This window comes from Roseateles amylovorans (genome assembly GCF_025398155.2).
GTDB lineage: Bacteria > Pseudomonadota > Gammaproteobacteria > Burkholderiales > Burkholderiaceae_C > Roseateles > Roseateles amylovorans.
Genome location: NZ_CP104562.2, coordinates 3,957,813 through 3,978,712, shown reverse-complemented (window position 1 = coordinate 3,978,712; position 20,900 = coordinate 3,957,813). Strand labels below are relative to the sequence as shown.

General features: G+C 67.3%; 21 protein-coding genes. 14 read left to right on the top strand and 7 right to left on the bottom strand.

The features are described 5' to 3' along the window. Nucleotides 1-10: 10 nt before the first annotated feature. The 11 genes from N4261_RS16505 to lpxD all read left to right on the top strand — a co-directional run bounded on the left by N4261_RS16505 (nucleotide 11) and on the right by lpxD (nucleotide 12,188). Nucleotides 11-1,609: an ABC transporter ATP-binding protein gene (locus N4261_RS16505; RefSeq protein ID WP_261756376.1), complete on the top strand. Its 1,599-nt coding sequence runs from the start codon at nucleotides 11-13 to the stop codon at nucleotides 1,607-1,609. Continuing rightward, nucleotides 1,606-2,739, top strand: a complete 1,134-nt coding sequence (locus N4261_RS16500) for an ABC transporter permease (RefSeq protein ID WP_261756375.1) — start codon at nucleotides 1,606-1,608, stop codon at nucleotides 2,737-2,739. Before N4261_RS16505 ends, N4261_RS16500 begins: the two co-directional genes overlap by 4 nt. Further along, the gene (locus N4261_RS16495; protein ID WP_261756374.1) at nucleotides 2,732-3,697 is read left to right on the top strand and encodes an ABC transporter permease; all 966 of its coding nucleotides are present in this window, start codon (nucleotides 2,732-2,734) and stop codon (nucleotides 3,695-3,697) included. The genes N4261_RS16500 and N4261_RS16495 overlap by 8 nt, the downstream gene beginning before the upstream one ends. 357 nt (nucleotides 3,698-4,054) lie before the next feature. Continuing rightward, a complete protein-coding gene (locus tag N4261_RS16490; protein WP_261756373.1) occupies nucleotides 4,055-4,489 on the top strand; it encodes a cytidine deaminase in 435 nt (144 codons plus the stop codon). A 69-nt stretch (nucleotides 4,490-4,558) separates the two neighbouring features. Continuing rightward, the gene (locus tag N4261_RS16485) at nucleotides 4,559-5,416 is read left to right on the top strand and encodes a purine-nucleoside phosphorylase (RefSeq protein ID WP_261756372.1); all 858 of its coding nucleotides are present in this window, start codon (nucleotides 4,559-4,561) and stop codon (nucleotides 5,414-5,416) included. A gap of 149 nt (nucleotides 5,417-5,565) precedes the next feature. After that, complete coding sequence (gene deoC / locus N4261_RS16480; RefSeq protein WP_261756371.1) at nucleotides 5,566-6,342, top strand: deoxyribose-phosphate aldolase; 777 nt, start codon at nucleotides 5,566-5,568, stop codon at nucleotides 6,340-6,342. A 103-nt stretch (nucleotides 6,343-6,445) separates the two neighbouring features. Then, nucleotides 6,446-7,768: a thymidine phosphorylase gene (gene deoA, locus N4261_RS16475; protein WP_261756370.1), complete on the top strand. Its 1,323-nt coding sequence runs from the start codon at nucleotides 6,446-6,448 to the stop codon at nucleotides 7,766-7,768. A gap of 182 nt (nucleotides 7,769-7,950) precedes the next feature. Beyond that, complete coding sequence (gene trmB, locus N4261_RS16470; protein ID WP_261756369.1) at nucleotides 7,951-8,715, top strand: tRNA (guanosine(46)-N7)-methyltransferase TrmB; 765 nt, start codon at nucleotides 7,951-7,953, stop codon at nucleotides 8,713-8,715. A gap of 146 nt (nucleotides 8,716-8,861) precedes the next feature. Further along, nucleotides 8,862-10,091 carry a bifunctional phosphopantothenoylcysteine decarboxylase/phosphopantothenate--cysteine ligase CoaBC gene (gene coaBC / locus N4261_RS16465; protein ID WP_261756368.1) on the top strand — a complete coding sequence of 410 codons (1,230 nt, stop codon included), beginning with the start codon at nucleotides 8,862-8,864 and terminating at the stop codon, nucleotides 10,089-10,091. A 109-nt stretch (nucleotides 10,092-10,200) separates the two neighbouring features. After that, nucleotides 10,201-10,650: a dUTP diphosphatase gene (dut, locus tag N4261_RS16460; protein WP_261756367.1), complete on the top strand. Its 450-nt coding sequence runs from the start codon at nucleotides 10,201-10,203 to the stop codon at nucleotides 10,648-10,650. Between the two features lie 323 nt (nucleotides 10,651-10,973). Further along, nucleotides 10,974-12,188, top strand: coding sequence for a UDP-3-O-(3-hydroxymyristoyl)glucosamine N-acyltransferase (gene lpxD, locus N4261_RS16455; protein WP_261756366.1), 1,215 nt, complete (start codon nucleotides 10,974-10,976; stop codon nucleotides 12,186-12,188). Between the two features lie 154 nt (nucleotides 12,189-12,342). Here the strand turns inward: lpxD and N4261_RS16450 are convergent, their stop codons facing one another. Beyond that, complete coding sequence (locus N4261_RS16450; RefSeq protein ID WP_261760737.1) at nucleotides 12,343-12,864, bottom strand: FKBP-type peptidyl-prolyl cis-trans isomerase; 522 nt, start codon at nucleotides 12,862-12,864, stop codon at nucleotides 12,343-12,345. Between the two features lie 61 nt (nucleotides 12,865-12,925). On the opposite strand from N4261_RS16450, the gene N4261_RS16445 reads away from it, so the two are divergent. From N4261_RS16445 to N4261_RS16435, 3 genes are all read left to right on the top strand, one after another. Beyond that, nucleotides 12,926-14,104 carry a JmjC domain-containing protein gene (locus tag N4261_RS16445; RefSeq protein WP_261756365.1) on the top strand — a complete coding sequence of 393 codons (1,179 nt, stop codon included), beginning with the start codon at nucleotides 12,926-12,928 and terminating at the stop codon, nucleotides 14,102-14,104. A gap of 271 nt (nucleotides 14,105-14,375) precedes the next feature. Continuing rightward, nucleotides 14,376-14,921, top strand: coding sequence for a hypothetical protein (locus N4261_RS16440; RefSeq protein ID WP_261756364.1), 546 nt, complete (start codon nucleotides 14,376-14,378; stop codon nucleotides 14,919-14,921). 157 nt (nucleotides 14,922-15,078) lie between these two features. After that, the gene (locus tag N4261_RS16435) at nucleotides 15,079-15,285 is read left to right on the top strand and encodes a hypothetical protein (protein WP_261756363.1); all 207 of its coding nucleotides are present in this window, start codon (nucleotides 15,079-15,081) and stop codon (nucleotides 15,283-15,285) included. 383 nt (nucleotides 15,286-15,668) lie between these two features. Here the strand turns inward: N4261_RS16435 and bamC are convergent, their stop codons facing one another. From bamC to N4261_RS16405, 6 genes are all read right to left on the bottom strand, one after another. Next, on the bottom strand, nucleotides 15,669-16,826 hold the full coding sequence (bamC, locus tag N4261_RS16430) for an NlpB/DapX family lipoprotein (protein ID WP_261756362.1): 1,158 nt from the start codon (nucleotides 16,824-16,826) through the stop codon (nucleotides 15,669-15,671). 115 nt (nucleotides 16,827-16,941) lie between these two features. Then, a complete protein-coding gene (gene dapA, locus N4261_RS16425; protein ID WP_261756361.1) occupies nucleotides 16,942-17,823 on the bottom strand; it encodes a 4-hydroxy-tetrahydrodipicolinate synthase in 882 nt (293 codons plus the stop codon). Nucleotides 17,824-17,886: 63 nt separating this feature from the next. Then, nucleotides 17,887-18,480 (bottom strand): class I SAM-dependent methyltransferase, encoded by a 594-nt coding sequence (locus N4261_RS16420; protein WP_261760736.1) that lies wholly within the window; start codon nucleotides 18,478-18,480, stop codon nucleotides 17,887-17,889. 128 nt (nucleotides 18,481-18,608) lie between these two features. Beyond that, on the bottom strand, nucleotides 18,609-19,412 hold the full coding sequence (locus N4261_RS16415; protein ID WP_261756360.1) for an SDR family oxidoreductase: 804 nt from the start codon (nucleotides 19,410-19,412) through the stop codon (nucleotides 18,609-18,611). A 64-nt stretch (nucleotides 19,413-19,476) separates the two neighbouring features. Continuing rightward, nucleotides 19,477-19,614, bottom strand: coding sequence for a hypothetical protein (locus tag N4261_RS16410; RefSeq protein ID WP_261756359.1), 138 nt, complete (start codon nucleotides 19,612-19,614; stop codon nucleotides 19,477-19,479). A gap of 31 nt (nucleotides 19,615-19,645) precedes the next feature. Beyond that, nucleotides 19,646-20,884, bottom strand: a complete 1,239-nt coding sequence (locus N4261_RS16405; RefSeq protein WP_261756358.1) for an MFS transporter — start codon at nucleotides 20,882-20,884, stop codon at nucleotides 19,646-19,648. Nucleotides 20,885-20,900: the final 16 nt, after the last annotated feature.

Here is a 20,900-nt window from a genome sequence, read left to right as displayed (position 1 = left end):
TTCCCCCACCATGACTGAGCCTTCACGCGGATCGCGCGGCGGACCCGCGCCTGCGGTGCGTCTGTGCGACATCTCCAAGCGCTTCGGCGCGGTGCAAGCCAACCGTGCGGTGAGCCTGTCGGTCGCGCCCGGCACGGTGCACGGCCTGGTCGGCGAGAACGGTGCCGGCAAGAGCACGCTGATGGCGATCCTCTACGGCTACTACCATGCCGACGAGGGCCATATCGAGATCAACGGCCAGCGCGTGCACATCGGCAACTCGCAGCAGGCGATCGAGCTGGGCATCGGCATGGTGCACCAGCACTTCATGCTGGTGGAGACGCTGTCGGCGCTGGACAACGTGATGCTCGGCGCCGAGCCCGCCTTCTTTCTCTCGCGCGCCAAGCGCCAGGTCCGCGAGCAGCTCGAAGCGCTGATGCGCGACACCGGATTGACCGTGCGGCTGGATGCGATCGTCGCGGACCTGCCGGTCGGCGAACTGCAGCGGCTGGAGATTCTCAAGGCGCTCTACCGCGGCGCGAAGATCCTGATCCTGGACGAGCCCACCGCCGTCCTGACGCCGCAAGAGACCGACCAGCTGTTCGAGGTGCTGCGTCGCCTGCGCGAGCGGGGCACCACCATCCTGCTGATCACCCACAAATTGCGCGAAGTGATGGCGCTGTGTGATGCCGTCACCGTGATGCGCGCGGGGGCGGTCATCAAGACCTGCGCCATCGGCGAGACCAGTCCCGAGGACCTGGCCGAGTGCATGGTCGGCCGCAAGGTCAACCTGGGCCGGGCCGGCGGCGCGGCGCTGCCGCAGTCCGACGAACCGGTGCTCAAGGCCGAGGGCCTGAGCGTGGCCAGCGGTGCCGGCGTGCATCTGCTGACCCATGCCAGCCTGTCGCTGCGGCCGGGTGAGATCGTCGGTGTGGCGGGGGTGTCCGGCAATGGGCAGAGTGAGCTCCTCGAAGTCCTGGCCGGCATGCGTGCGCCAGATGCGGGCTCGCTGCAGGTGGCGGGCCGCCATTTCCATGGTGCGCGCTGGCTGGATCCGCGCACGGCACGCGCGCTGAAGCTCGCGCATGTGCCGGAAGACCGCCACGCCCTGGGCATGGTGCTGAGCTTTCCCGCCTGGGAGACCGCGGCGCTGGGCTATCACGAGCAGGATCAGTACGCTGCGGGTCCCCTGGGCCTGGGCATGAACCAACGCCATCTGCGCGCGACGACCGCCGCGATGATGGAGGAATTCGATGTCCGCCCGCGCAATCCGGAGCTGGGCTCGTCGAAGTTCTCGGGCGGCAATCAGCAAAAGCTGATCCTGGCGCGCGAGATCGGTCAGCAGCCGGCCGTGTTGCTGGTGGGCCAGCCGACGCGCGGCGTGGACATCGGCGCCATCGAATTCATCCACAACCAGTTGCGCCGCCTGCGCGATGCCGGCTGCGCCATCTTGCTGGTCTCCAGCGAGCTGGACGAAATCCTGGCGCTGGCCGATCGCGTGATCGTCATGAACGCCGGACGCATTACCGGGGAGCTCGCCATCGACGAGTGCTCCGAAAAGAACCTGGGCCTGCTGATGTCGGCCTCTCCCTCGAACGAGAAGACCGCAGAGACTGTCACCGCCCCATGAGTAGCCAAGCCTTGCAAATGCCGCGCTGGATGGATCTGGTGCTGCTGCCGCTGTGGAACCTGCTGATCGCGCTGCTGGTCGCGGGCGGGGTGGTCCTGCTCATCGGCGCCAGCCCCGGGCAGGCGCTGACGGTGCTGCTGGACGGCGCGCTCGGCAGCGCACGTGGCCTGGGCTACACGCTCTATTACACGACGACCTTCATCTTCACCGGCCTGGCCGTGGCCGTCGCCTTTCATGGCGGCCTGTTCAACATCGGTGGGGAAGGGCAGGCGACGCTGGGCGGCATCGGCGTGGCCTTGCTCTCGCTCTGGCTCGCGCCCAAGCTGCCGAGCGTGGTGATGATTCCGTTGGCCATCGTCGCGGCGGCGTGCTTCGGCATGCTGTGGGCGGCGGTGCCCGGCTACCTGCAAGCCTGGCGGGGCAGCCATGTGGTGATCACCACCATCATGTTCAATTTCCTCGCGGCGAGCCTGAACGGCTATCTGCTGGTGAACTGGCTGCGTCCGAACGGCTCGATGTCGGTGGAGAGCGATGCCTTCGCGGATTCCGCCCGCATGCCCGCAGTGCATGAGCTGCTGGCGCGGTTCGGGGTGGAGTGGCCGTCCTCGCCGCTGAACCTGTCGATCGTGCTGGCGCTGCTGGCCTGTGTCTTTGTCTGGTGGTTCCTGTGGAAGAGCCGCGCGGGTTATGTGCTGCGTGCGGTCGGCTCGAATCCGAGCGCCGCGCATTACGCCGGCATCCGTCCGCGCTGGCAGGTGCTGGCGGCGATGGGGCTGTCCGGGGCGCTCGCCGGCCTGGTCGGCGTCAACGAGATTGCCGGTGTGCAGGGCAAGCTGACGCTGGACTTCGTCGCCGGCGCCGGTTTCACCGGCATTGCGGTGGCGCTGATGGGGCGCAACCATCCGGTCGGCATCGTGCTGGCCTCCTTGCTGTTCGGCACGCTCTACCAGGGCGGGGTGGAGGTCTCGTTCGAGGTGCCTGGCTTCAGCCGCGAGATGGTGGTGACGGTGCAGGGCCTGATCGTGCTGTTTGCGGGGGCGATGGCGATGGTGAGTGCACCGATGTTCGCGAAGCTCTATGCGGCACTGACCCGCAAGTCACGCGCTGCACAGGGGAAGAGTCATGGATGAGGTGTTGATCGGCTCGGTGCTGGCGTCGACGCTGCGGGTCACGACGCCGCTGCTGTTTGCCGCGCTGGCGGGCCTGTTGTCGGAGCGCTCCGGCGTGGTGGACATCGGCCTGGAAGGCAAGATGCTGGCGGCCGCGTTCGCGGCGGCGGCGGTGGCCAGCGTGTCCCATTCCACCGGCTTCGGATTGCTGGCGGCCATCGGCGTGGCCATTGGCATGTCGATGGTGCACGGCTTTGCCTGCGTCACCCACCGCGGCGACCAGGTGGTGTCAGGTGTGGCGCTCAACATGGTGGCGGCCGGCTTGACCGTGGTGCTGGGCATTGCCTGGTTTGCACAGGGCGGCCAGACGCCGCCGATCGATTCCGCACAACGCCTGACCGGCCTGCTGCCGCAGTGGTCGGAGCCGGTGCCGGGCAGTTGGTTCGGCTCGGTGGTGGGCCACGGGCTGCTGAGCCACAACGTGCTGGTCTACCTGGCCTTTGCGCTGGTGGCGGTGGTCTGGTTCTTCCTGGAGCGCACCCGTCCGGGCCTGCGGCTGCGCGCGGTGGGTGAGAACCCTGCGATGGTCGATGCGGCGGGCGTGTCGGTGCCGCGACTGCGCTACACCGCGCTGGTGCTCAACGGCGTGCTGTGCGGTCTGGGTGGCGCTTACCTGACCCTTGCGCAGAACGCCTCGTTCTCGCCCAACATGACGGCGGGCCGGGGCTTCATTGCCTTGGCCGCCATGATCTTTGGCAAGTGGAAGCCGGTGCCGACGCTGTTTGCCTGCTTGCTGTTTGGTTTCCTGGATGCGGTTGCGATCCGTCTGCAAGGGGTCTCGCTGCCGGGCATCGGTGAAGTGCCGGTGCAATTGATCCAGGCCTTGCCCTATATCTTGACGGTGGTGTTGCTGGCGGGTTTCATTGGCCAGGCGATTGCGCCCAAAGCGCTCAGCAAGCCGTATGTGAAGGAACGCTGATCCAACTTGCAGCGGGGTGCCAGCCCTTTATCCGCCACCGGCATTCACTGTTCTACCGTCCCTGCTCAACGCAGTCAGAGGAGAAGGAAGGGGAGACGTCCGTGGGGGAGAGGGAGACCGGCCCCCTGGGAGTGAATGCGGAGCGCCTGAACGGACAGGGGGCCGGCCTCCCTCTCCCGAGGTGGGGTGCAAGCGGATTGAGCATGGAAGTGCGGGGACCGCAAGGCCTGCAAGAAGCGCAAGACCCTCAAGGGCGGCACGGCGTGACAGACCTGCGAGATGCATTCGACGCCGCAACCCGTCCATCGAGAACCCAGAACATCGGATCGGCCGGCATGCCGATCGGGGAGTTGAAGAATGAGCATCGACATCAAGGGCCTGGCGCCCGAGCTTGTGCAGCGACTGCTGAAGGCGGCCATGGATGCGCGGCAGCACTCGTATGCGCCGTATTCGAAGTATCTGGTGGGCGCGGCCGTGCTGGATGAGCAGGGTCGCATCCATGCCGGATGCAACATCGAGAATGCGGCCTACCCGCAGGGTTGGTGCGCCGAGACCACCGCGCTGGGTCACATGATCATGGCGGGCGGGCGAGTGGCCCGTGCGGTGATGGTGACGGGCGCGGGTTCTGAAATCATCACGCCCTGCGGCGGCTGCCGCCAGAAGCTGCGCGAATTCGCGCAGCCGCAGGACCTCATCGTGATCGCCGGTGATGCCACCGGTGTGCGGGCCCACTGGACGCTGGAGCAATTGCTGCCGGCCAGTTTCGGTCCCGATCACCTGAAGAATGCTTGACCAGGCGCCCGCGCCTTGGTCGACCCGATCAATCAGTGCGGCCACTCGGGCCGCATCAAGGAGAACCACATGTCCATGCCCCTGAGCGGCGCGGCCCTGGATGCCGCCATCACCCAAAGCATCGCCACCCTGAAAGCCACCTTCGGTGATCAGGCCCCTGAAGTCGCCGTGGTGCTGGGATCGGGCTGGGCCGGTGCGGTCGATCAGCTGCAGGATCAGCAGCATCTGGCGTATGCCGCGCTGCCGGCTTTCCCGCAGCCGAAGGTCGAGGGCCATGTGGCCGAGGTGACCGTGGGCCGTGTGGGTCAGCAACGCGTGGCGATGCTGCGTGGTCGTGCCCACACCTATGAGACCGGTGACTGCACCGGCATGGCCGGCGCGATCCGCAGCCTGAAGGCCTGGGGCGTGAAGCTGCTGCTGCTGACCAACGCATCGGGCAGCCTGCGATCGCATCAGCCTCCGGGCAGTCTGATGATGATCTCGGATCACATCAATGCACCGCAGCGTTCACCGTTGACCGGTCTGCCGGGCAGCGATCGCTTCACCGACATGAGCACCGCCTATGACCGTGAGCTGCGTCAGCAGGCGCTCAAGGTCGCGCAGATCCACAACCTGGCGTTGAACGAGGGCGTGTATGTGTGGGCGGTCGGTCCGCAGTTCGAGACGCCGGCCGAGATCCGCATGTTCTCGGCCTGGGGGGCGGACGCGGTGGGCATGAGCACCGTGCCGGAGACGATCCTGGCGCGTCATGCGGGCTTGCGGGTCGGCGGTCTGGCGCTGATCACCAACATGGCCGCGGGCATGTCCGACGAGGCGCTGACCCATGCGTTGACGCTGCAGCAGGCCAAGGTGTCGGGCGATCGTGCGGCGGCGTTCCTGGGCCATCTGTTGGCCTCGCTGGCAACGCTGGAATCGCTCAAGGCCTGATCGCGCGAGCGCAAGATCGAGGACCGGCCGGCATGCCGGCGGCGTCCGCGATCCGTGCCTTCGCTGGGGTGGTTCGGCCGCAGCCAAGCTGGCCGTGAGTTGATCGTTCCGTCCGGATCGATCTGGCTCGAATGAGGGAGTAGTCAAGCATGAAGACCGACATGAGTCTCGAAGCCGCTGCGCGACTGGCGCTGCAATGTCTGGACCTGACCAGCCTGAACGACGCCGACACCGACGATGACATCGCCGCGCTGTGCCGCCGTGCGATCGGCTCGCCTTCCCGGGGACCGGTGGCCGCGGTGTGCGTCTGGCCGCGTTTCGTGGCGCAGGCGCGTGCCGCATTGCCGGCGCAGATCCGCGTGGCGGCGGTGGCCAATTTTCCCGACGGTGCGCTGGATCTGCCGCGCACCCTCACCGACATCCAGACCATCGCCCAGGCCGGTGCGCAGGAGGTGGATGTGGTGCTGCCTTACCGCGCGCTGATCGCCGGTCAGGCCAGCGATGTGGCGGAGTTTCTCTCCGAGGTGCGCCACGCCACGCGGCCGTTGACGCTGAAGGTGATCATCGAGTCGGGCGAGCTGACCACCTCGGCGCTGATTGCCGAGGCCACGCGGTTGTCGCTGATGGCGGGAGCGGATTTCGTCAAGACCAGCACCGGCAAGAGTGCGGTGTCTGCCACGCCTGCTGCTGCAAAGACGATGCTGCAGGAGATCGCCGCCAGTGGTCTGGGTGCGGCGGGGTTCAAGGCGTCGGGCGGGATCCGCTCGGTCGTGGAGGCGCGAGGCTATCTGATGCTCGCGGCGGAGCTGCTGGGCGAATCGGCCCTGAATCCGCAGCGTATTCGCTTCGGTGCCAGCGGATTGTTGAACGACATCGAGGCCGTGCTGGCCGGCGAGAGCAGCGCGGCGGTGAGCGGCGCGTACTGAAGCCCCCGCGGCTTCGCGCACATCGCGTCACGCTCATGGCGCGAAGCCGCGCCTCACGCGCTCGTCAACCTGTTTGGACGCGCGAACGGAACCCACGAAAGCATTGATGCTGGCTCAAGAAATCATTCGCGCCAAGCGCGAGGGCATGGCCTTGGACGAGGCGCAGATCCAGCACTTCGTGCGTGGGTTGGTCGACGGCAGTTGGAGCGAGGGCCAGGTGGCTGCGCTGGGCATGGCGATCTTCCTGCGCGGCATGGGCCGGGCCGAAGCGGTCGCCCTGACGCGGGCGATGATGCACAGCGGCCGGGTGCTCGCGTGGCCCGACATGCCGGGCCCGGTGCTGGACAAGCACTCCAGCGGCGGCGTGGGTGACAAGATCAGCCTGATGCTGGCGCCGCTGGTCGCGGCCTGCGGCGGCTATGTGCCGATGATTGCCGGCCGTGGGCTGGGTCATACCGGCGGCACGGTGGACAAGCTCGAAGCGATCCCGGGGTATCAAACCGCGCCGGCGCCAGCGGATTTCGATCGCATCGTGCGCACGCTGGGCTGCGCGGTGATTGGCCAGACGGGCGATCTCGCGCCCGCCGACAAGCGTTTCTACGCCACCCGCGATGTGACCGCCACCGTGGAGAGCGTGCCGCTGATCACCGCCAGCATCCTGTCGAAGAAACTGGCCGCCGGCTTGCAGGGCTTGGCCATGGACATCAAGTGCGGCAATGGCGCCTTCGCCGCCACGCCGGCCTTCGGGCAAGAGCTGGCACAGAGCATCGTCGATGTGGCGGCAGGCGCCGGCCTGAAGACCCGCGCGCTGATCACCGACATGAATCAGGTGCTCGGCTGGGAGGTGGGCAATGCGCTGGAAGTGCGCGGCGCCATCGACTATCTGCGCGGCGACCTCCCGCGCGAGCCCCGCACCCATGAACTGACACTGGCGCTCGGCGCCGAGATGCTGGTGCTGGGCGGCTTGGCCGCGGACACCCCCGCCGCACGCCGTCGTCTGCAGGCGGCGCTGGACAGCGGCGCGGCCGCCGAGCGGTTCGCCGCGATGGTGGCGGCGCTGGGCGGCCCGGCGGATCTGCTGGACCATCCGCAGGCCCATCTGCCCACCGCGCCCGTGGTGCGCCCGGTGCCGGCGCCGCGTGCGGGTCGGCTCACCGGCATGCGAACCCGCGACATCGGACTCGTGATCGTCGAGTTGGGTGGCGGTCGTCGGCAGCCCGGCGACGCCATCGACATGCGCGTCGGCCTGGATCGGATGCGCCAGCTCGGCGATGTGCTGTCCGAGGGCGATCCCGTCGCGATGGTGCATGCCGCCGACGACGCAGCCGCCGATCGGGCGATTGCCCAGGTGCTGGCGTCGATCACACTGGACGATGCCTCGGCTCCCTGGACCGCGTCGCCCCTGGTCATGGCCGAGCTGGGCTGACGTTCGCGAGCTTGAGCCGCCCCGGTTGGGGCCCGGCCCGCGCGCGCCCCCCCGGTCCCCATACCCACCGATGCCGTGGATGCCACGGACGCCGCCACGGACGCCACGCGGCGTCTCGGCGCCGCAGGCGAGGTCGGCCCGGTACACTCTCGCCCCTTGTTTTGTTTGCTGAATCGCCCGCCATGTCCCATCCGAACGATCCCGGTGTCGACGATCCTTCCGAGTCGCCCGCTGCCGGCACCGATGAGGGCGCCGAACGCCATCCCAAGTACGGCGCGCGCATTCGCAGCTTCGTCGTGCGGCCTGGCCGCATGGGCACGGGCCAGGTCCGGGCCTTGGCCGAGCTGGGGCCCGCCTTCATCCTGCCGTTCAAGCCGGCGCCGATGGATTACGCCGCGGTGTTCGGCCGTCAGGCACCGGTGGTGCTGGAGATCGGTTTCGGCATGGGCGCGGCCACCGCACAGATCGCTCAGACCTTGCCGGACCATGATTTCATCGGCTGCGAGGTGCATGAGCCCGGTGTCGGCGCGCTGCTCAAACTGATCGGCGAGCGGGAGATCCCGAATATCCGCATCTTCCAGCATGACGCGGTCGAGGTGCTGGACAGCATGATCCCGCCGGGCAGCCTGGCCGGCGTGCACATCTATTTCCCCGATCCGTGGCACAAGAAGCGCCACCACAAGCGCCGCTTGGTGCAGCCGCCGTTCATCGCCAAGCTGGTGAAGCATCTGGCGCCTGGCGGTTATCTGCATCTGGCGACCGATTGGGAACCGTATGCGCAGCAGATGCTGGAGGTGCTCAGCGCCGATCCGGACCTGGAGAACACCGCCACCCGGCCCGACGGTTATGCCGACAAACCGGATTACCGTCCGCAGACCAAGTTCGAGCATCGAGGCCTGAAGCTGGGCCACGGTGTCTGGGACCTGGTGTTCCGCCGGCGCGGCTGAGGTCGTTCTCCGCGCGTCCGATCCGGGTCGGGCGCCGCACTTCGACGGCTTGTCGCCCGCCAGTCGCAGGGCGCTGGCCTGCCGCTGGTCGATTCGCTCCCCAGCTTGGGGCGGCAGGGGTGGCGACGCTGATAGAGTTGCGCGCTATGTCCGAATCCAACTCCCTGGCCGGCAAGCACATTCTGCTGGGCCTTTCCGGTGGCATCGCCTGCTACAAGATCGCCGAGTTCACGCGGCTGCTGGTCAAGGCCGGCGCCTCGGTGCAGGTGATCATGACCGAGGCGGCCGAATCGTTCATCACGCCGGTGACGATGCAGGCGCTGTCCAATCGCCCGGTCTACACCAGTCAATGGGATGCGCGGCCGGACAACAACATGGCGCACATCAACCTCAGCCGCGAGGCGGATGCGATGGTGGTGGCGCCGGCCAGTGCCGATTTCATCGCCAAGCTCGTGCAGGGGCGGGCAGACGATCTGCTGTCGCTGACCGCGCTGGCCCGTCCGGCGCAGCGCTGCGGCCTGTTGCTGGCGCCGGCCATGAACCGCGAGATGTGGGCCCATCCGGCCACGCAGCGCAACCTGGCCCAGGTCGCGGCCGACGGTGCCGTGGTGCTGGGCGTGGGCTCCGGCGATCAAGCGTGCGGCGAGGTCGGTGACGGACGGATGCTGGAGCCGGCGCAGTTGCTGGAGCTCGTGGTGGCGCATTTCCAGCCCAAGGTGCTGGCGGGCAAGAAGCTGCTGATCACCGCCGGCCCGACCTACGAGGCCATCGATCCGGTGCGTGGCATCACCAACCGCTCCAGCGGCAAGATGGGCTTTGCCATTGCCCGCGCCGCCGCCGAGGCCGGTGCGGAGGTGACACTGGTCGCCGGACCGGTCCATCTGCCGACGCCGATCGGCGTGCGCCGCATCGATGTGCACAGCGCGCGGGAAATGCTGGACGCGGTGATGCCGCTGGCCGCTGCCCATCAGGTGTTCGTGGCCACCGCCGCGGTGGCCGACTGGCGCCCGGCCCAGACGCAGGCCCACAAGATCAAGAAGAATGCCGCCCCCGGTCAGGCCCAGCCGCCCCAGTTGGAGCTGGCCGAGAACCCCGACATCCTCGCCACGGTGGCGGCACTTCCCCATCCGCCGATGTGCGTGGGTTTTGCGGCCGAGAGCCAGGACCTCATCCAGCATGCACGTGAGAAGCGCCAGCGCAAGAATGTGCCGCTGATCGTGGCCAACCTCGGTCCGGCCACCTTCGGGCAGGACGACAATGCGATCACGCTGGTCGATGCCCGCGGCGAGCGCGAGCTTTCCCGGGCCGACAAACTCACCCTGGCGCGGGAACTTGTCCGCGAGATCGCGCAGCGGCTGACGCTCTACACGGCCTGACGCCCGCACGCCTGGACGCCCGGACGCCTCGACGTCCACGCGGTCTGACGTCCTCGTGGTCTGAAGGCCGGGGGCGACCGCCTTTCAGCTTCACCTCTCTTTTCGCCTCATGACCACCATTGATCTCAAAGTGCTCGACCGCCGCATGGCCGAGCAACTGCCCGCTTACGCCACCGTCGGCAGTGCTGGCCTGGACCTGCGCGCCTGCCTGGACCAGCCGATCACGCTGGCGCCCGGCGACACCACGCTGGTGCCGACCGGCCTGGCGATCCACATCGGCGACCCCGGCCTGGCGGCGCTGATCCTGCCGCGCTCGGGCCTCGGACACAAGCATGGCATCGTGCTGGGCAACCTCGTCGGCCTGATTGACTCCGACTATCAAGGCCAGCTGATGGTCAGCGTCTGGAACCGCGGCAAGGACAGTTTCACCCTTCAGCCGATGGAGCGCATGGCGCAACTGGTCATCGTGCCGGTGGTGCAGCCGACGTTCCGTCTCGTCGATGACTTCGACACCTCGGCGCGAGGCGAGGGCGGTTTCGGCTCCACCGGCAAGGGTTGACCTCGGCGCCGCCCGGCAGGCGCTGTCGTAGCGGTCATCCGATGATGGATCTCGGTAGTCGGCTTGCGAAGCCGCATCGGTATGTGGGATCGAGGCTCAGCGGGCGGCGTCGCAAGATGAAGCCACTGCTCTTCAAGCGCCGCCCCGATGAATTCCCTTCGCCCATCCCCCTGCCATGATCGACCGAACTGGCGTCACGCCAGTACCGCCATCGGCGCCACCACTCACCGCACGCCTGCCACCCAGCTAGCCCCGCCGCGCCGACGGACCGCCGCGTCCGCGTCCCCCCGCGTCTCGGATGCTTGGGCTTGCCGGAGGCTTCGATGAAGCTCTCCACGTTGGTGACCGCCCTGGGCGGCGAACTCTCCGGCGATGACCGCGAGGTGTGCGGCGTCGCGCCGCTTGACCTCGCCGGGCCAGATCAGCTCAGCTTCTTCGCGCACCCGAAATACCGGTCCGCATTCCACCAGACGCGCGCCGCGGCGGTGATCGTGTCGCCAAAGCTGGTGGACCGGTCCCTGGCACTACCGAGTAGCCTGATCATCGTGGCGGACCCGATGCTGTACTGGGCCCGCGTGCTCACGTGGCTTCAGCCGAAGTGCGAGGTCCGCGCCGGCATAGATCCCCGCGCGGTGGTCGGGCGAGACACCCAGATCGCCGCCAGCACGGAGATCCGAGCGCTGGCCTGCATCGGCGATCGCGTACGCATCGGTGAGCGATGCGTGGTGCATGCCGGTGTGGTGATTGGCGACGATGTGTGCATCGGCGACGACGCGGTGCTGCACCCCAAGGTCACGCTGTATGCGGGTTGCCGCATCGGCGATCGCGTCACCCTGCACAGCGGTGCGGTGATCGGCGCCGATGGCTTCGGACTGGCGTGGACCGGTGACCGCTGGCTGAAGGTGCCGCAGACTGGCGGCGTGGTGATCGGGAATGATGTGGAGATCGGCGCCAACACCACGGTCGACCGGGGCGCGCTGTCCGACACCCGAATCGCCAACGGCGTACAGATCGACAACCAGGTGCAGGTGGCGCACAACGTCAGCATCGGGGCTCACACAGCCATTGCCGCCTGCACTGGCATCGCGGGCAGCACCCGCATCGGCGAGCGCTGCCGCATTGGCGGCGCGGCCATTCTGATCGGCCACCTGGAGGTGGCCGCCGATGTCCAGATCGGCGCCGGTACCCTCGTGACCAAGTCGATCCAGCGGGCCGGGGATTACGCGTCCAGTTTCCCGTTCATGACGAAGAAGGACTGGCGTGAAAACGCGGTGCACCTTCGGCACCTGGATCAGATCGTCGGACGTGTGCGTCAGGTCGAATCGCAGCTCAAGCAGATGTCGCGGGCGGCACCGGGGGCCGACGCCGAGGCGGGTGCCGGGGATCGAACGACGGCTGCGGCGCTGCCGCCCTCCGAAGCCCCGGCCATGGACGCCTCTGACTCCGCCTCCAGCGACCCCATCAGATCGCGCGCCGATGTGGAGGCGGATGATCCCCAGGTCGTTCGCCGAGACGCAGCGAGCGGGCAAATCGAGTGATGACCGTTGACGGCAACGACTGCGCACCCGCTGATGGTCCCGCGCACGCTGATCGCCCCGTGCCGCGGCTCACGGCCGCGCCGCCGCAGAGCAGGCGCGCTGAAGGTCGATCAATCAGTGGCGGAGTCAGCGGCGGCGGCCGTGCGGCTGGCGGTCAGTGCAGCGGTTCTTCAGGCGCCGGGCCGTTGAGCACCGACAGACCGGAATCGCCCAGCGTGCCGGCCTCGATCTCTTCTTCGGTGGCCTCGCGCACGTCGCAGACGGTCACATGGATGCGCAGCCCGATGCCGGCCAGCGGGTGGTTGCCATCCAGCACGATGTGCTCGGGATAGGCTTCGGTGACGGTATAGATGCGGTCCTTGGGCATGTCCGGCGTGGCCGCGCCTTCGGGCGGGCCTTCGAACTGCATGCCGACATCGACGTTGTCCGGGAAGATCGATCGGGCCTCGAAGCACACGAGGCCGCTGTCATAGTCGCCGAACGCGTCTTCCGGCTGCAGCGCGACGCTGATTTCATCGCCGATGACGTGACCTTCCAGGGCTTCTTCAACCTTCGCGAACAGGTCTTGGCCACCGAAAAAGAACTCCATCGCCGGGTCCAGGACTTCGACGGATTGGCCTTGTGCGTCCTCGAGTCTCCAGGTGAGGGAGACGACGCAGGGAGCGGTGATTTGCATGGGTGCGATTCTCTCATGCAGCCCCGCGCCAGACAGGCTGCGCCGACGGACAATGCGCGCCATGATTTCCAAGACGCATGCCAGGACGCCGGCCGACGGCCCGTCCATCGACCATCCCACGCCGCTGCTGGGAGGCCTCAGCCCGGCGCAGTTCATGCGCCGTCACTGGCAGAAGCAGCCGCTGCTGGTTCGCCAGGCGCTGCCGGGCGTGCAGGCGCCGATCGACCGCCTCGCCCTGGCGCAATTGGCGGCCAGCGAGGACGTGGAATCGCGCCTGGTCAGCCAGTCGCCGGGCGACCGGTGGTCGCTGCGCCAGGGCCCCATCGCCAAGCTGCCCGCCTGGAGCAAGCCGCAGTGGACCCTGCTGGTGCAGGGCCTGGATCTGCATGTGCCGGCCGCACACGAGTTGCTCAGCCGTTTCCGCTTCGTGCCGGAGGCGCGCCTGGACGACCTGATGCTGTCCTATGCGAGCGATGGCGGCGGCGTCGGTCCCCACTTTGATTCCTATGACGTGTTCCTGATCCAGGTCAGCGGCAAGCGCCATTGGCGCATCGGCCGACAGGGCGTGGCCACCACCGGCACCTTGCGTGACGATGTGCCGCTGAAAGTGCTGGCGGATTTCGAGCCGGAGCAGGACTTTGTGCTCGAGGCCGGTGACATGCTCTATCTGCCCCCGGGCTGGGCCCATGACGGCGTGGCCGTTGGGGGGGATTGCATGACCGCGTCTGTCGGCTTCCGCTCGCCGTGGCGCGGGGAACTGGCCAACGAATTGCTGGTGCGCTTGACCGACGAGGACAGCGAAGACGGCCAGCGCAGCCCGCGCGACCGGATGTATGCCGACCCGAAACAGCTCGCCACCGAGGCGCCGGGCCGCATTCCCGATGAGCTGGTGGCCTTTGCCCGGGAGGCGGTATTGAAGGCGGTAGCCCAGCCTTTGGCGCTGGAGCGTGCGCTGGGTGAGGCACTGACCGAGCCCAAACCGCGGGTGTTCTTCGATGCGGGTGAGGCGCTGCCAGAGGGCGCCGCTGTTCAACTGCATGCGCGCAGTCGCATGATGTATGACGCCGCCCATGTCTTCATCAACGGCGCATCGTTCCGCGCCGGGGGGCGGGACGCGACGCTGATGCGTCGGTTGGCCGACCGGCATGCCCTGACATCGGCCGAAGTGGCTCGACTGAGCGAAGGCGCACGCGACCTGCTGGATCAGTGGGCGGAAGACGGATGGGTGGTGCCGGCCTGAGCTTGGCCCGGCCCAGTTCAGCATTCGTCGGTCGCCGGTCGCCGGTCGCCGGTCGCCGGTCGCGGTTCGCCGCCTGCTTTTCGCTGTTCGCGTTGCTTCAGGGATCGCTGGCAGTGACCACCGAGCTTGTCCGATTCTGTGTGTTCCGGGCCTGTGATTTCCGAAGATCGCCTCGAAAGCTACCATCACCGCTGCAGCGAAGCACCGCCGACTCGCAGTCAACCCCTGGTCAACCCCAGTGGACCCGTCGTCAATCCGCCATCAAAGGTTCATGAACGCAATGGACAGCGCCAGCCCACCGACCGCCATGCCCGTGCCCACGGACGCTCTGAAGGAGGGCGTCTATGAGTCGCGCGACGAGATCCGGAAAATCCTTCGGCAATCCCTGCAACTGACTGCCGAGCAGGGCGGGCGGGAGCTTTTCTGGCTGGATAGCGATTTCAGCGAGTGGCCCTTGTCGGACGAGGCGCTGCTGGAGGCGCTGCATCGCTGGGCGTTGCCGCACCGCCGGCTGCACCTGCTGGCGATGGACTACGAAGCGCTGCGCCGTGCCCATCCTCGTTTTGTCGAGTGGCGCCGACTGCATGATCATGTCATCATTGCCAAATCGTTCGACCCGGCGGACCTCGACCGCAGCCAGCCCTCGCCCAGTGGTGTCTTGCTGGCACCCGGATTGCTGGTGTTCAAGCAATGGTCGCCTGTCCGGGCCTCTTTGACGCTTCGTCAAGCCCGCGAAGAAGCCACTGTCCGTGAGTGGTTTGACGCTATTGAGCAACGATCTACCGATTCGTTCGGTAGCAGCACCTTGGGGTTGTAAGCAGATTACAAACTGGTGGCTATAATTGCTGGCTAGGCGAGGGAAGCGCTCGAGGTTTTCCACGTCTTGGTCTGCTGAAGCTCGTACCGGGACTCTTGTACGACTTCATTAATTACCGGTAATTGATTGTTCGTCTAAAAGTTACTTGAGGACAAGTATGAAAAAGTCGATCCTGTTGGCCTCCCTGCTGGCCGCTGTTGCACTGACCGCTTGCGGCAAGAAGGAAGAAGCCCCGGCTCCGGTGGCGACTCCCGCTCCGGAAGCTTCGGCTCCTGTCGTGGACGCCGCTTCGGCTCCCGTGATGGACGCCGCTTCGGCGCCCGCCATGGACGCTTCGGCTCCCGCTTCGGCAGCCAGCAACTAAGACGATTTTCTCGTCCTGAAAAAGCCGCCCGGGTGCAAGCCCGGGCGGCTTTTTCTTTGCCCGGATCCTTACTGGATCTTTCCGGATCTTTGCCGAAGTGTTTCCCGCATCCTCACCTTGAGACCTCACCTTGATGGGAGGTTGATGTGCTCTGTACGTCAGTACGGTGCGATGCATCAGATTTCTTCTGTCGCTCCATTCGAAGCGACCAGGGTTTGCGTCGCTCAGCCAGGGTTATCTGAAGCGATAACTGGTATTTGATTGGATACTCGCGCCCAAATAGAAAACGCCACCCCAGGGTGGCGTTTGTTCGAGTCAAGCCGTTTGCGCAAACCGGTTGACTCGAACGAGTCAACCCGCGGGCGCCTGGCGCCCGCGCAGGATCAGCGCAGGTCTTCCATCAACAGCTGCAGGATGCGCTTGGCGATCTCGTTGGTCTGTTGCTGACCCTTGTCGTCCAGCACGCTGACGGTCGAGCGCTCGCCTTCGGTCTTGACCGACACGCGGTAGCGCACCGCGCTGGTGGTTTTGTCCGCGCCGAACAGACGGGCCCAGAAGCCCGGCTCTTCCTTGCCGGCCTGGTTGGGGTCGGCATAACGCAGGAAGAACAGACCTTGCTTGCGGTCGCGGTCTTCGATGGTGAAGCCGTGACGGTCCAGCGATTGGCCGACACGGCGCCAGGCGCGGTCGAAGCCTTCGTTGAGCTGCAGCGCATCCGGCACGTCGGCCAGCGCGCGCGGCGCAGGACGGCCGGTGCCTTCGGCGAAGACCGGCGCGGTGGGCTTGCTGTTGGCCACGGCCTGGGCCGCTTCTTCCTTGCCGCCGAGCTTGAGCAGCAGGCGCGACAGCATTTCGGCTTCCATCTCCGGATCGGAGGGGCGCGGCTGCCAGGCGGTGTCGTCCTTCTGGCTGTTGGTGTAGACCTCGATCATCCCGCGGTGGGTGATGTAGATGTCGGTGCCGCCGTCCGGGCTGCGCTCCAGCCGGGTGCGGTACTTGTCGCGCTCGCCGGTGGAGTAGATCGAATCCAGCATGCTGCCGATGGCCTTGCGGATGAAGTCCTGCGGCAGCTTGGCGCGGTTTTCCGCCCAGTTGGTTTCCATGACGCCGATGGACGCGTCCTCGGTCTCAACCTGCAGGCCGCGTTCCTGCCAGAAGGTCTTCAGCACCGGCCAGAGCTGCTCAGGGGGCAGGGAAGTGTGCAGCCAGCGGGTGTTGCCCAGGCGCTGGAATTGCACGTCGCCCACCTTGGCCAGGGCCACGGTGCTGCCGGCGGTCACGGCATTGGGGCGCCCAGCGGCCGGCTGCGCGGCCAGTTGTGCGGCGCTGACGGTGCCGGTCGGGCGGTTTTCGCGCGGCAGCTGGGTCAGGTCGGGCGGCACGTCCAGGCCGGTGGTCTGACGGGCCTGGGTGCGGTAGTCGACCTTGTCGCCGGAGGTCATGCTGTCGAGCGTGCTGCACGCCGAGAGCGAGGCCAGTGCCATCAGGCAGGCCACGCGCACCGGGGTGGAAGCGCAGGAGGCGGAAAGGGAACGAGTCACGCTAGACATCTCCGAAGTTGTTCGCCGCGGACCAGCCGCATCAGGAAACAGGGTGAGGGTGAGAAAGGCAGCCCGCATTAGAGCAGGCGGCCGAGGCCGCCGCGAGCATCGCGCATCACAACAGGCCGGCCTCGCGCATGGCGGCTTGCACCAGCGCCTGGCCGCCTTCGGTCAGCGGGGTGAGTGGCAGGCGCAGATGATTGCCGCAACGCCCCAACTGGTTCAAGGCCCACTTGGTGGGTGCCGGGCTGGGTTCGCAGAACAGTTGCTTGTGCAGGCCCAGCAGCTTGAAATGCAGCGCGGTGGCCTCGCGCACACGGCCCTCGATCGCGGCGATGCACATCTCATGCATCTCGCGCGGGGCGACGTTGGCGGTGACGCTCACATGGCCGCGGCCACCCATCAGCATCAGGGCGATGGCGGTGCCGTCGTCACCGGAGAAGATGCCGAAGTGCTGGGGCGCATGCTTGATCAGCCAGGCGGCGCGCTCGATGTTGCCGGTCGCCTCCTTGATGCCGAAGACGCCCGGCAGGGCGGCGCAGCGGATGGCGGTTTCCGGGGCCATGTCGGCCACCGTCCGTCCGGGCACGTTGTAGAGCATCATCGGGATGTCCACCGCCTCGGCGATCGCCTTGAAGTGGCGATAGATGCCTTCCTGCGAGGGCTTGTTGTAGTAGGGGACGACCGACAGCGTGGCATCCGCGCCCACCTGCTTGGCGAAGCGGCTCAGCTCGATCGCCTCGGCAGTGGCGTTCGCGCCGGTGCCGGCCAGGACCGGCTTGCGGCCCTTGACATGCTCGACCGCGACGCGGATGACCTCGCGGTTCTCCTCCATCGTCACCGTCGGGGATTCGCCGGTGGTGCCGACCACACCGATCACGTCGGTGCCTTGGTCGATGTGCCAGTCGATCAGGGAGCGCAGCCCATCGAAGTCGATGCGGCCGTCTTCATGCATCGGCGTGACCAGCGCCACGATGCTGCCAACAATTGCGTTCATTGAGGATTCCTCGAGATCAGCGGATTCTACTGAAGCGCCGACCCACGCCGGTGCAGTCCCGGTTCAGTCCAGCCGGTATCGCGGGAAGACCCCAGGCCTGGGTGTCTGCTCGCGCACCGCAGCAACGCGCTGGACATACCGTCCGTTGACGCCGCCGGGCGACGGCGGTGCCGACCCGTCCGCTCCCCGCGCACCAGAGGCAGCAAGGCCCGCGCCGCCGGTGAAACCGTCTTCGAACGCCACGATGCGCAGCCCGCCGAAGGCTGTCAGCAACTCGCCCGGACGCAGCAGGAATTCCGGGCGCGAGGGGCGGCCGATGTGCTGCTGTCCGTCGGTAAATGTTTCGTAAATCAGCCAGCCACCCGGCGCGACTGCGTCCGCGATGTTCGGGAACAGCGGTCGCCACAAGTAATTCGTCACCACGACCAGGTCGAACACCCGGTCGCCGAGCGGCCAGGGGCCGGCCTCGATGTCGGCCTCGATCAGCTCGCTGGCCGGGAGCCGGGCCCGCAGCCCGGTGAGGGCGGCGGCGTCCCGGTCCACGCCGGTCACGCGCAGGCCGGCCTCGGCCAGGGGAATCAGGTGGCGGCCCGATCCGCACGCCAGGTCCAGTGCGGTGGCGTCAGGCTGGTCGCGCCAGGCCGGCAGCCATCGCATCACCCAATCGCTGGGCTGGCCCAGGGGGACGTGCGGGGGCAGCGATGCGGCCGTGTTGATGCCGGGTTCCGTGCCGGGTTCGGTGCCGATGCTCTTGCCAGTGCCAGCGGACGATGGGGATCGATCGCTCATTGCGGTCGTTGCTCCTGCTTCAAGGCCCTCATGGCCATTCGGTCGACCATCGCCGGCACCAGCAGCTTCAGCCACCGGCCCAGTTTGCCGCGGGTGGTCATGACGATGTCGCGTTCGCGGGCCAGCGTGCCGTCCAGGATCAGGCGGGCGCAGGTCTGCACGGTCATCGCGCCGCGTTCATCCAGGCTGCTCAGGCCCGAAGGCTGACCTTGCGCATTGAAGCCGCGGTAACGGATCTGGGTGTCGACCACGCCGGGGTAGGCGATGGTCACGCTGACGCCATGGGAGCTCACCTCGGTGCGCAGGGCTTCGAAGAAGCCGGTCATGGCGAACTTGGTGGCGCTGTAGGCGGTGCGGCCCGGAATGCCCAGCAGTCCCGCCAGGCTGGACACCGCCACGATGCGGCCCCGGCTGGCCTTGATCGCGGGCAGCGCGGCCTGGGTGCACCAGGCCGCGCCCCACAAGTTGATCTGCATCAGGCGCTGATACCAGGCCAGGTCCTTCACCTGATCGAACAGCGCATGGGCCGACATGCCGGCGTTGTTCACCAGCACATCGATGGCGCCGAACGCGCCGAGTGCGGCGTGGATCAGCGCCTGGCAGTCTTCCTCGCGTTCGACATCGCAGCGCCGCACCAGCGTCGCCGCGCCCAGGGCCTGACATTGCCGGGCCACCTCGTCGAGCTTGTCCTCGCTGCGGGCGGCCAGCACCAGCGACAGCGTCGCGCCGTCGCGCTGCGCCCATTGGCGGGCGAGTTCTGCGCCGATGCCGTCGGAGGCGCCGGTGATGATGACGACCATGTTGTCTCCTCCCTCTTCGGGGTTGTTCAGGTCAGGTCAAGTCGGGTCAGGGCAGGTCACGACATCAGAAGCAGGCCCACAGCTGGTCTGCCAGGTGTTGCATCAACGACGGCTGGGCGTAGGCCAGGAAGACGAGTGCGAGCACCACCAGCGCCAACAACGTCGCCAGCGGGCGGATCCAGGCAGTGCCGCGGCGTTTCATGAGGCGTGTGCCCGGTGCGGTGCGTGGCGACTCAAGCGGCGGACGGAACGCCCTGGCGCGCAATCGCATGTTCACGCACCGGCAGATTGGCCAGCATCGCCATCACACCCAGGGCAATCGCCAGCCACCAGACCACGTCGTAGGAGCCCGTCGCGTCATAGAGCTTGCCACCGAGCCACACACCCAGGAAGCTGCCGATCTGATGGCTGAAGAACACGAAGCCGCCCAGCATCGACATGTGCTGCACACCGAAGATCTGGGCCACGATCGCATTGGTGGGCGGCACGGTAGAGAGCCACAGCACGCCCATGGTCGCGGCGAAGACATAGACGCTGGTTGGCGTCAGCGGCACGTTCAGGAAGATGGCGATCGCCACCGAGCGCAGGCCGTAGATGGTCGACAGCACATAACGCTTGGGCACCCGCTGACCCAGCGTGCCCGCCGCATAGGTGCCAAACACGTTGAACAACCCGATCAGCGCCAGCGCGATGGTGGCGACCTGCGGTGACAGCCCGTGGTCCTTCAGATAGCTCGGCATGTGCACGCCGATGAACACCACCTGGAAGCCGCAGACGAAGTAACCCAGCATCAGCAACTGGAAGCTGCGGTAGCCGAAGGCCTCGCGCAGGGCCTGGCCGATGCTTTGGTGGTGTCCGGCGCGGGCCTGGCCCAACTGCGGCTCGCGCAGGCCGAAGGCCAGCGGAATGATCAGGCAGGCGGCGATGGACAGCACGAACAGCGCGTTCTGCCAGCCGGTGTAGCCGATCAGCCAGTTCTCCACCGGCACCATCAGGAACTGTCCGAACGATCCCGCAGCGGCCGCCACGCCCATGGCCCAGGATCGACGCTCCGGCGCGATGTTGCGGGCGATCACGCCATACACCACCGCATAGGTCGTGCCGGACTGCGCCAACCCGATCAACAGCCCCGCGCTGCCAAGGAAGCCGGCGGCCGAGGTGGAGACGGCCATCAACGCCAGCCCGACCGCATACAGCACCGCGCCCACCACCAGCACCCGCATCGCGCCGAAGCGGTCCGCCAACATGCCGGCGAACGGGCCGGCCACGCCCCAGGCCAGGTTCTGAACCGCCAGCGCGAGGGAGAAGGCTTCCCGCGTCCAGCCGCGCTCCACGGTCACCGGGGTGAGCCACAGACCGAAGCCATGCCGGATGCCCATCGACAAGGTCACGATGGCGGCACCGCACAGCAGCACCTGCTGAAGGCTCAGCGTGCGCGGCGAGGCGGTCGAATGGGGTGGGGCGGCACTCATGGGGTCAATGTAGCGG

What these genes read in the sequence shown, in the direction of transcription:
- N4261_RS16415 (WP_261756360.1), bottom strand. Translation starts at nt 19,412, where the DNA reads ATGGTCGTCATCATCACCGGCGCCTCCGACGGCATCGGCGCAGAACTC.
- N4261_RS16445 (WP_261756365.1), top strand. Translation starts at nt 12,926, where the DNA reads ATGATTTCCAAGACGCATGCCAGGACGCCGGCCGACGGCCCGTCCATC.
- N4261_RS16485 (WP_261756372.1), top strand. Translation starts at nt 4,559, where the DNA reads ATGTCCATGCCCCTGAGCGGCGCGGCCCTGGATGCCGCCATCACCCAA.
- dapA (WP_261756361.1), bottom strand. Translation starts at nt 17,823, where the DNA reads ATGAACGCAATTGTTGGCAGCATCGTGGCGCTGGTCACGCCGATGCAT.
- deoC (WP_261756371.1), top strand. Translation starts at nt 5,566, where the DNA reads ATGAAGACCGACATGAGTCTCGAAGCCGCTGCGCGACTGGCGCTGCAA.
- N4261_RS16495 (WP_261756374.1), top strand. Translation starts at nt 2,732, where the DNA reads ATGGATGAGGTGTTGATCGGCTCGGTGCTGGCGTCGACGCTGCGGGTC.
- N4261_RS16505 (WP_261756376.1), top strand. Translation starts at nt 11, where the DNA reads ATGACTGAGCCTTCACGCGGATCGCGCGGCGGACCCGCGCCTGCGGTG.
- dut (WP_261756367.1), top strand. Translation starts at nt 10,201, where the DNA reads ATGACCACCATTGATCTCAAAGTGCTCGACCGCCGCATGGCCGAGCAA.
- trmB (WP_261756369.1), top strand. Translation starts at nt 7,951, where the DNA reads ATGTCCCATCCGAACGATCCCGGTGTCGACGATCCTTCCGAGTCGCCC.
- N4261_RS16490 (WP_261756373.1), top strand. Translation starts at nt 4,055, where the DNA reads ATGAGCATCGACATCAAGGGCCTGGCGCCCGAGCTTGTGCAGCGACTG.
- N4261_RS16420 (WP_261760736.1), bottom strand. Translation starts at nt 18,480, where the DNA reads ATGCGATGGCTGCCGGCCTGGCGCGACCAGCCTGACGCCACCGCACTG.
- N4261_RS16500 (WP_261756375.1), top strand. Translation starts at nt 1,606, where the DNA reads ATGAGTAGCCAAGCCTTGCAAATGCCGCGCTGGATGGATCTGGTGCTG.
- lpxD (WP_261756366.1), top strand. Translation starts at nt 10,974, where the DNA reads ATGAAGCTCTCCACGTTGGTGACCGCCCTGGGCGGCGAACTCTCCGGC.
- N4261_RS16410 (WP_261756359.1), bottom strand. Translation starts at nt 19,614, where the DNA reads ATGAAACGCCGCGGCACTGCCTGGATCCGCCCGCTGGCGACGTTGTTG.
- coaBC (WP_261756368.1), top strand. Translation starts at nt 8,862, where the DNA reads ATGTCCGAATCCAACTCCCTGGCCGGCAAGCACATTCTGCTGGGCCTT.
- N4261_RS16405 (WP_261756358.1), bottom strand. Translation starts at nt 20,884, where the DNA reads ATGAGTGCCGCCCCACCCCATTCGACCGCCTCGCCGCGCACGCTGAGC.
- N4261_RS16440 (WP_261756364.1), top strand. Translation starts at nt 14,376, where the DNA reads ATGAACGCAATGGACAGCGCCAGCCCACCGACCGCCATGCCCGTGCCC.
- N4261_RS16435 (WP_261756363.1), top strand. Translation starts at nt 15,079, where the DNA reads ATGAAAAAGTCGATCCTGTTGGCCTCCCTGCTGGCCGCTGTTGCACTG.
- N4261_RS16450 (WP_261760737.1), bottom strand. Translation starts at nt 12,864, where the DNA reads ATGCAAATCACCGCTCCCTGCGTCGTCTCCCTCACCTGGAGACTCGAG.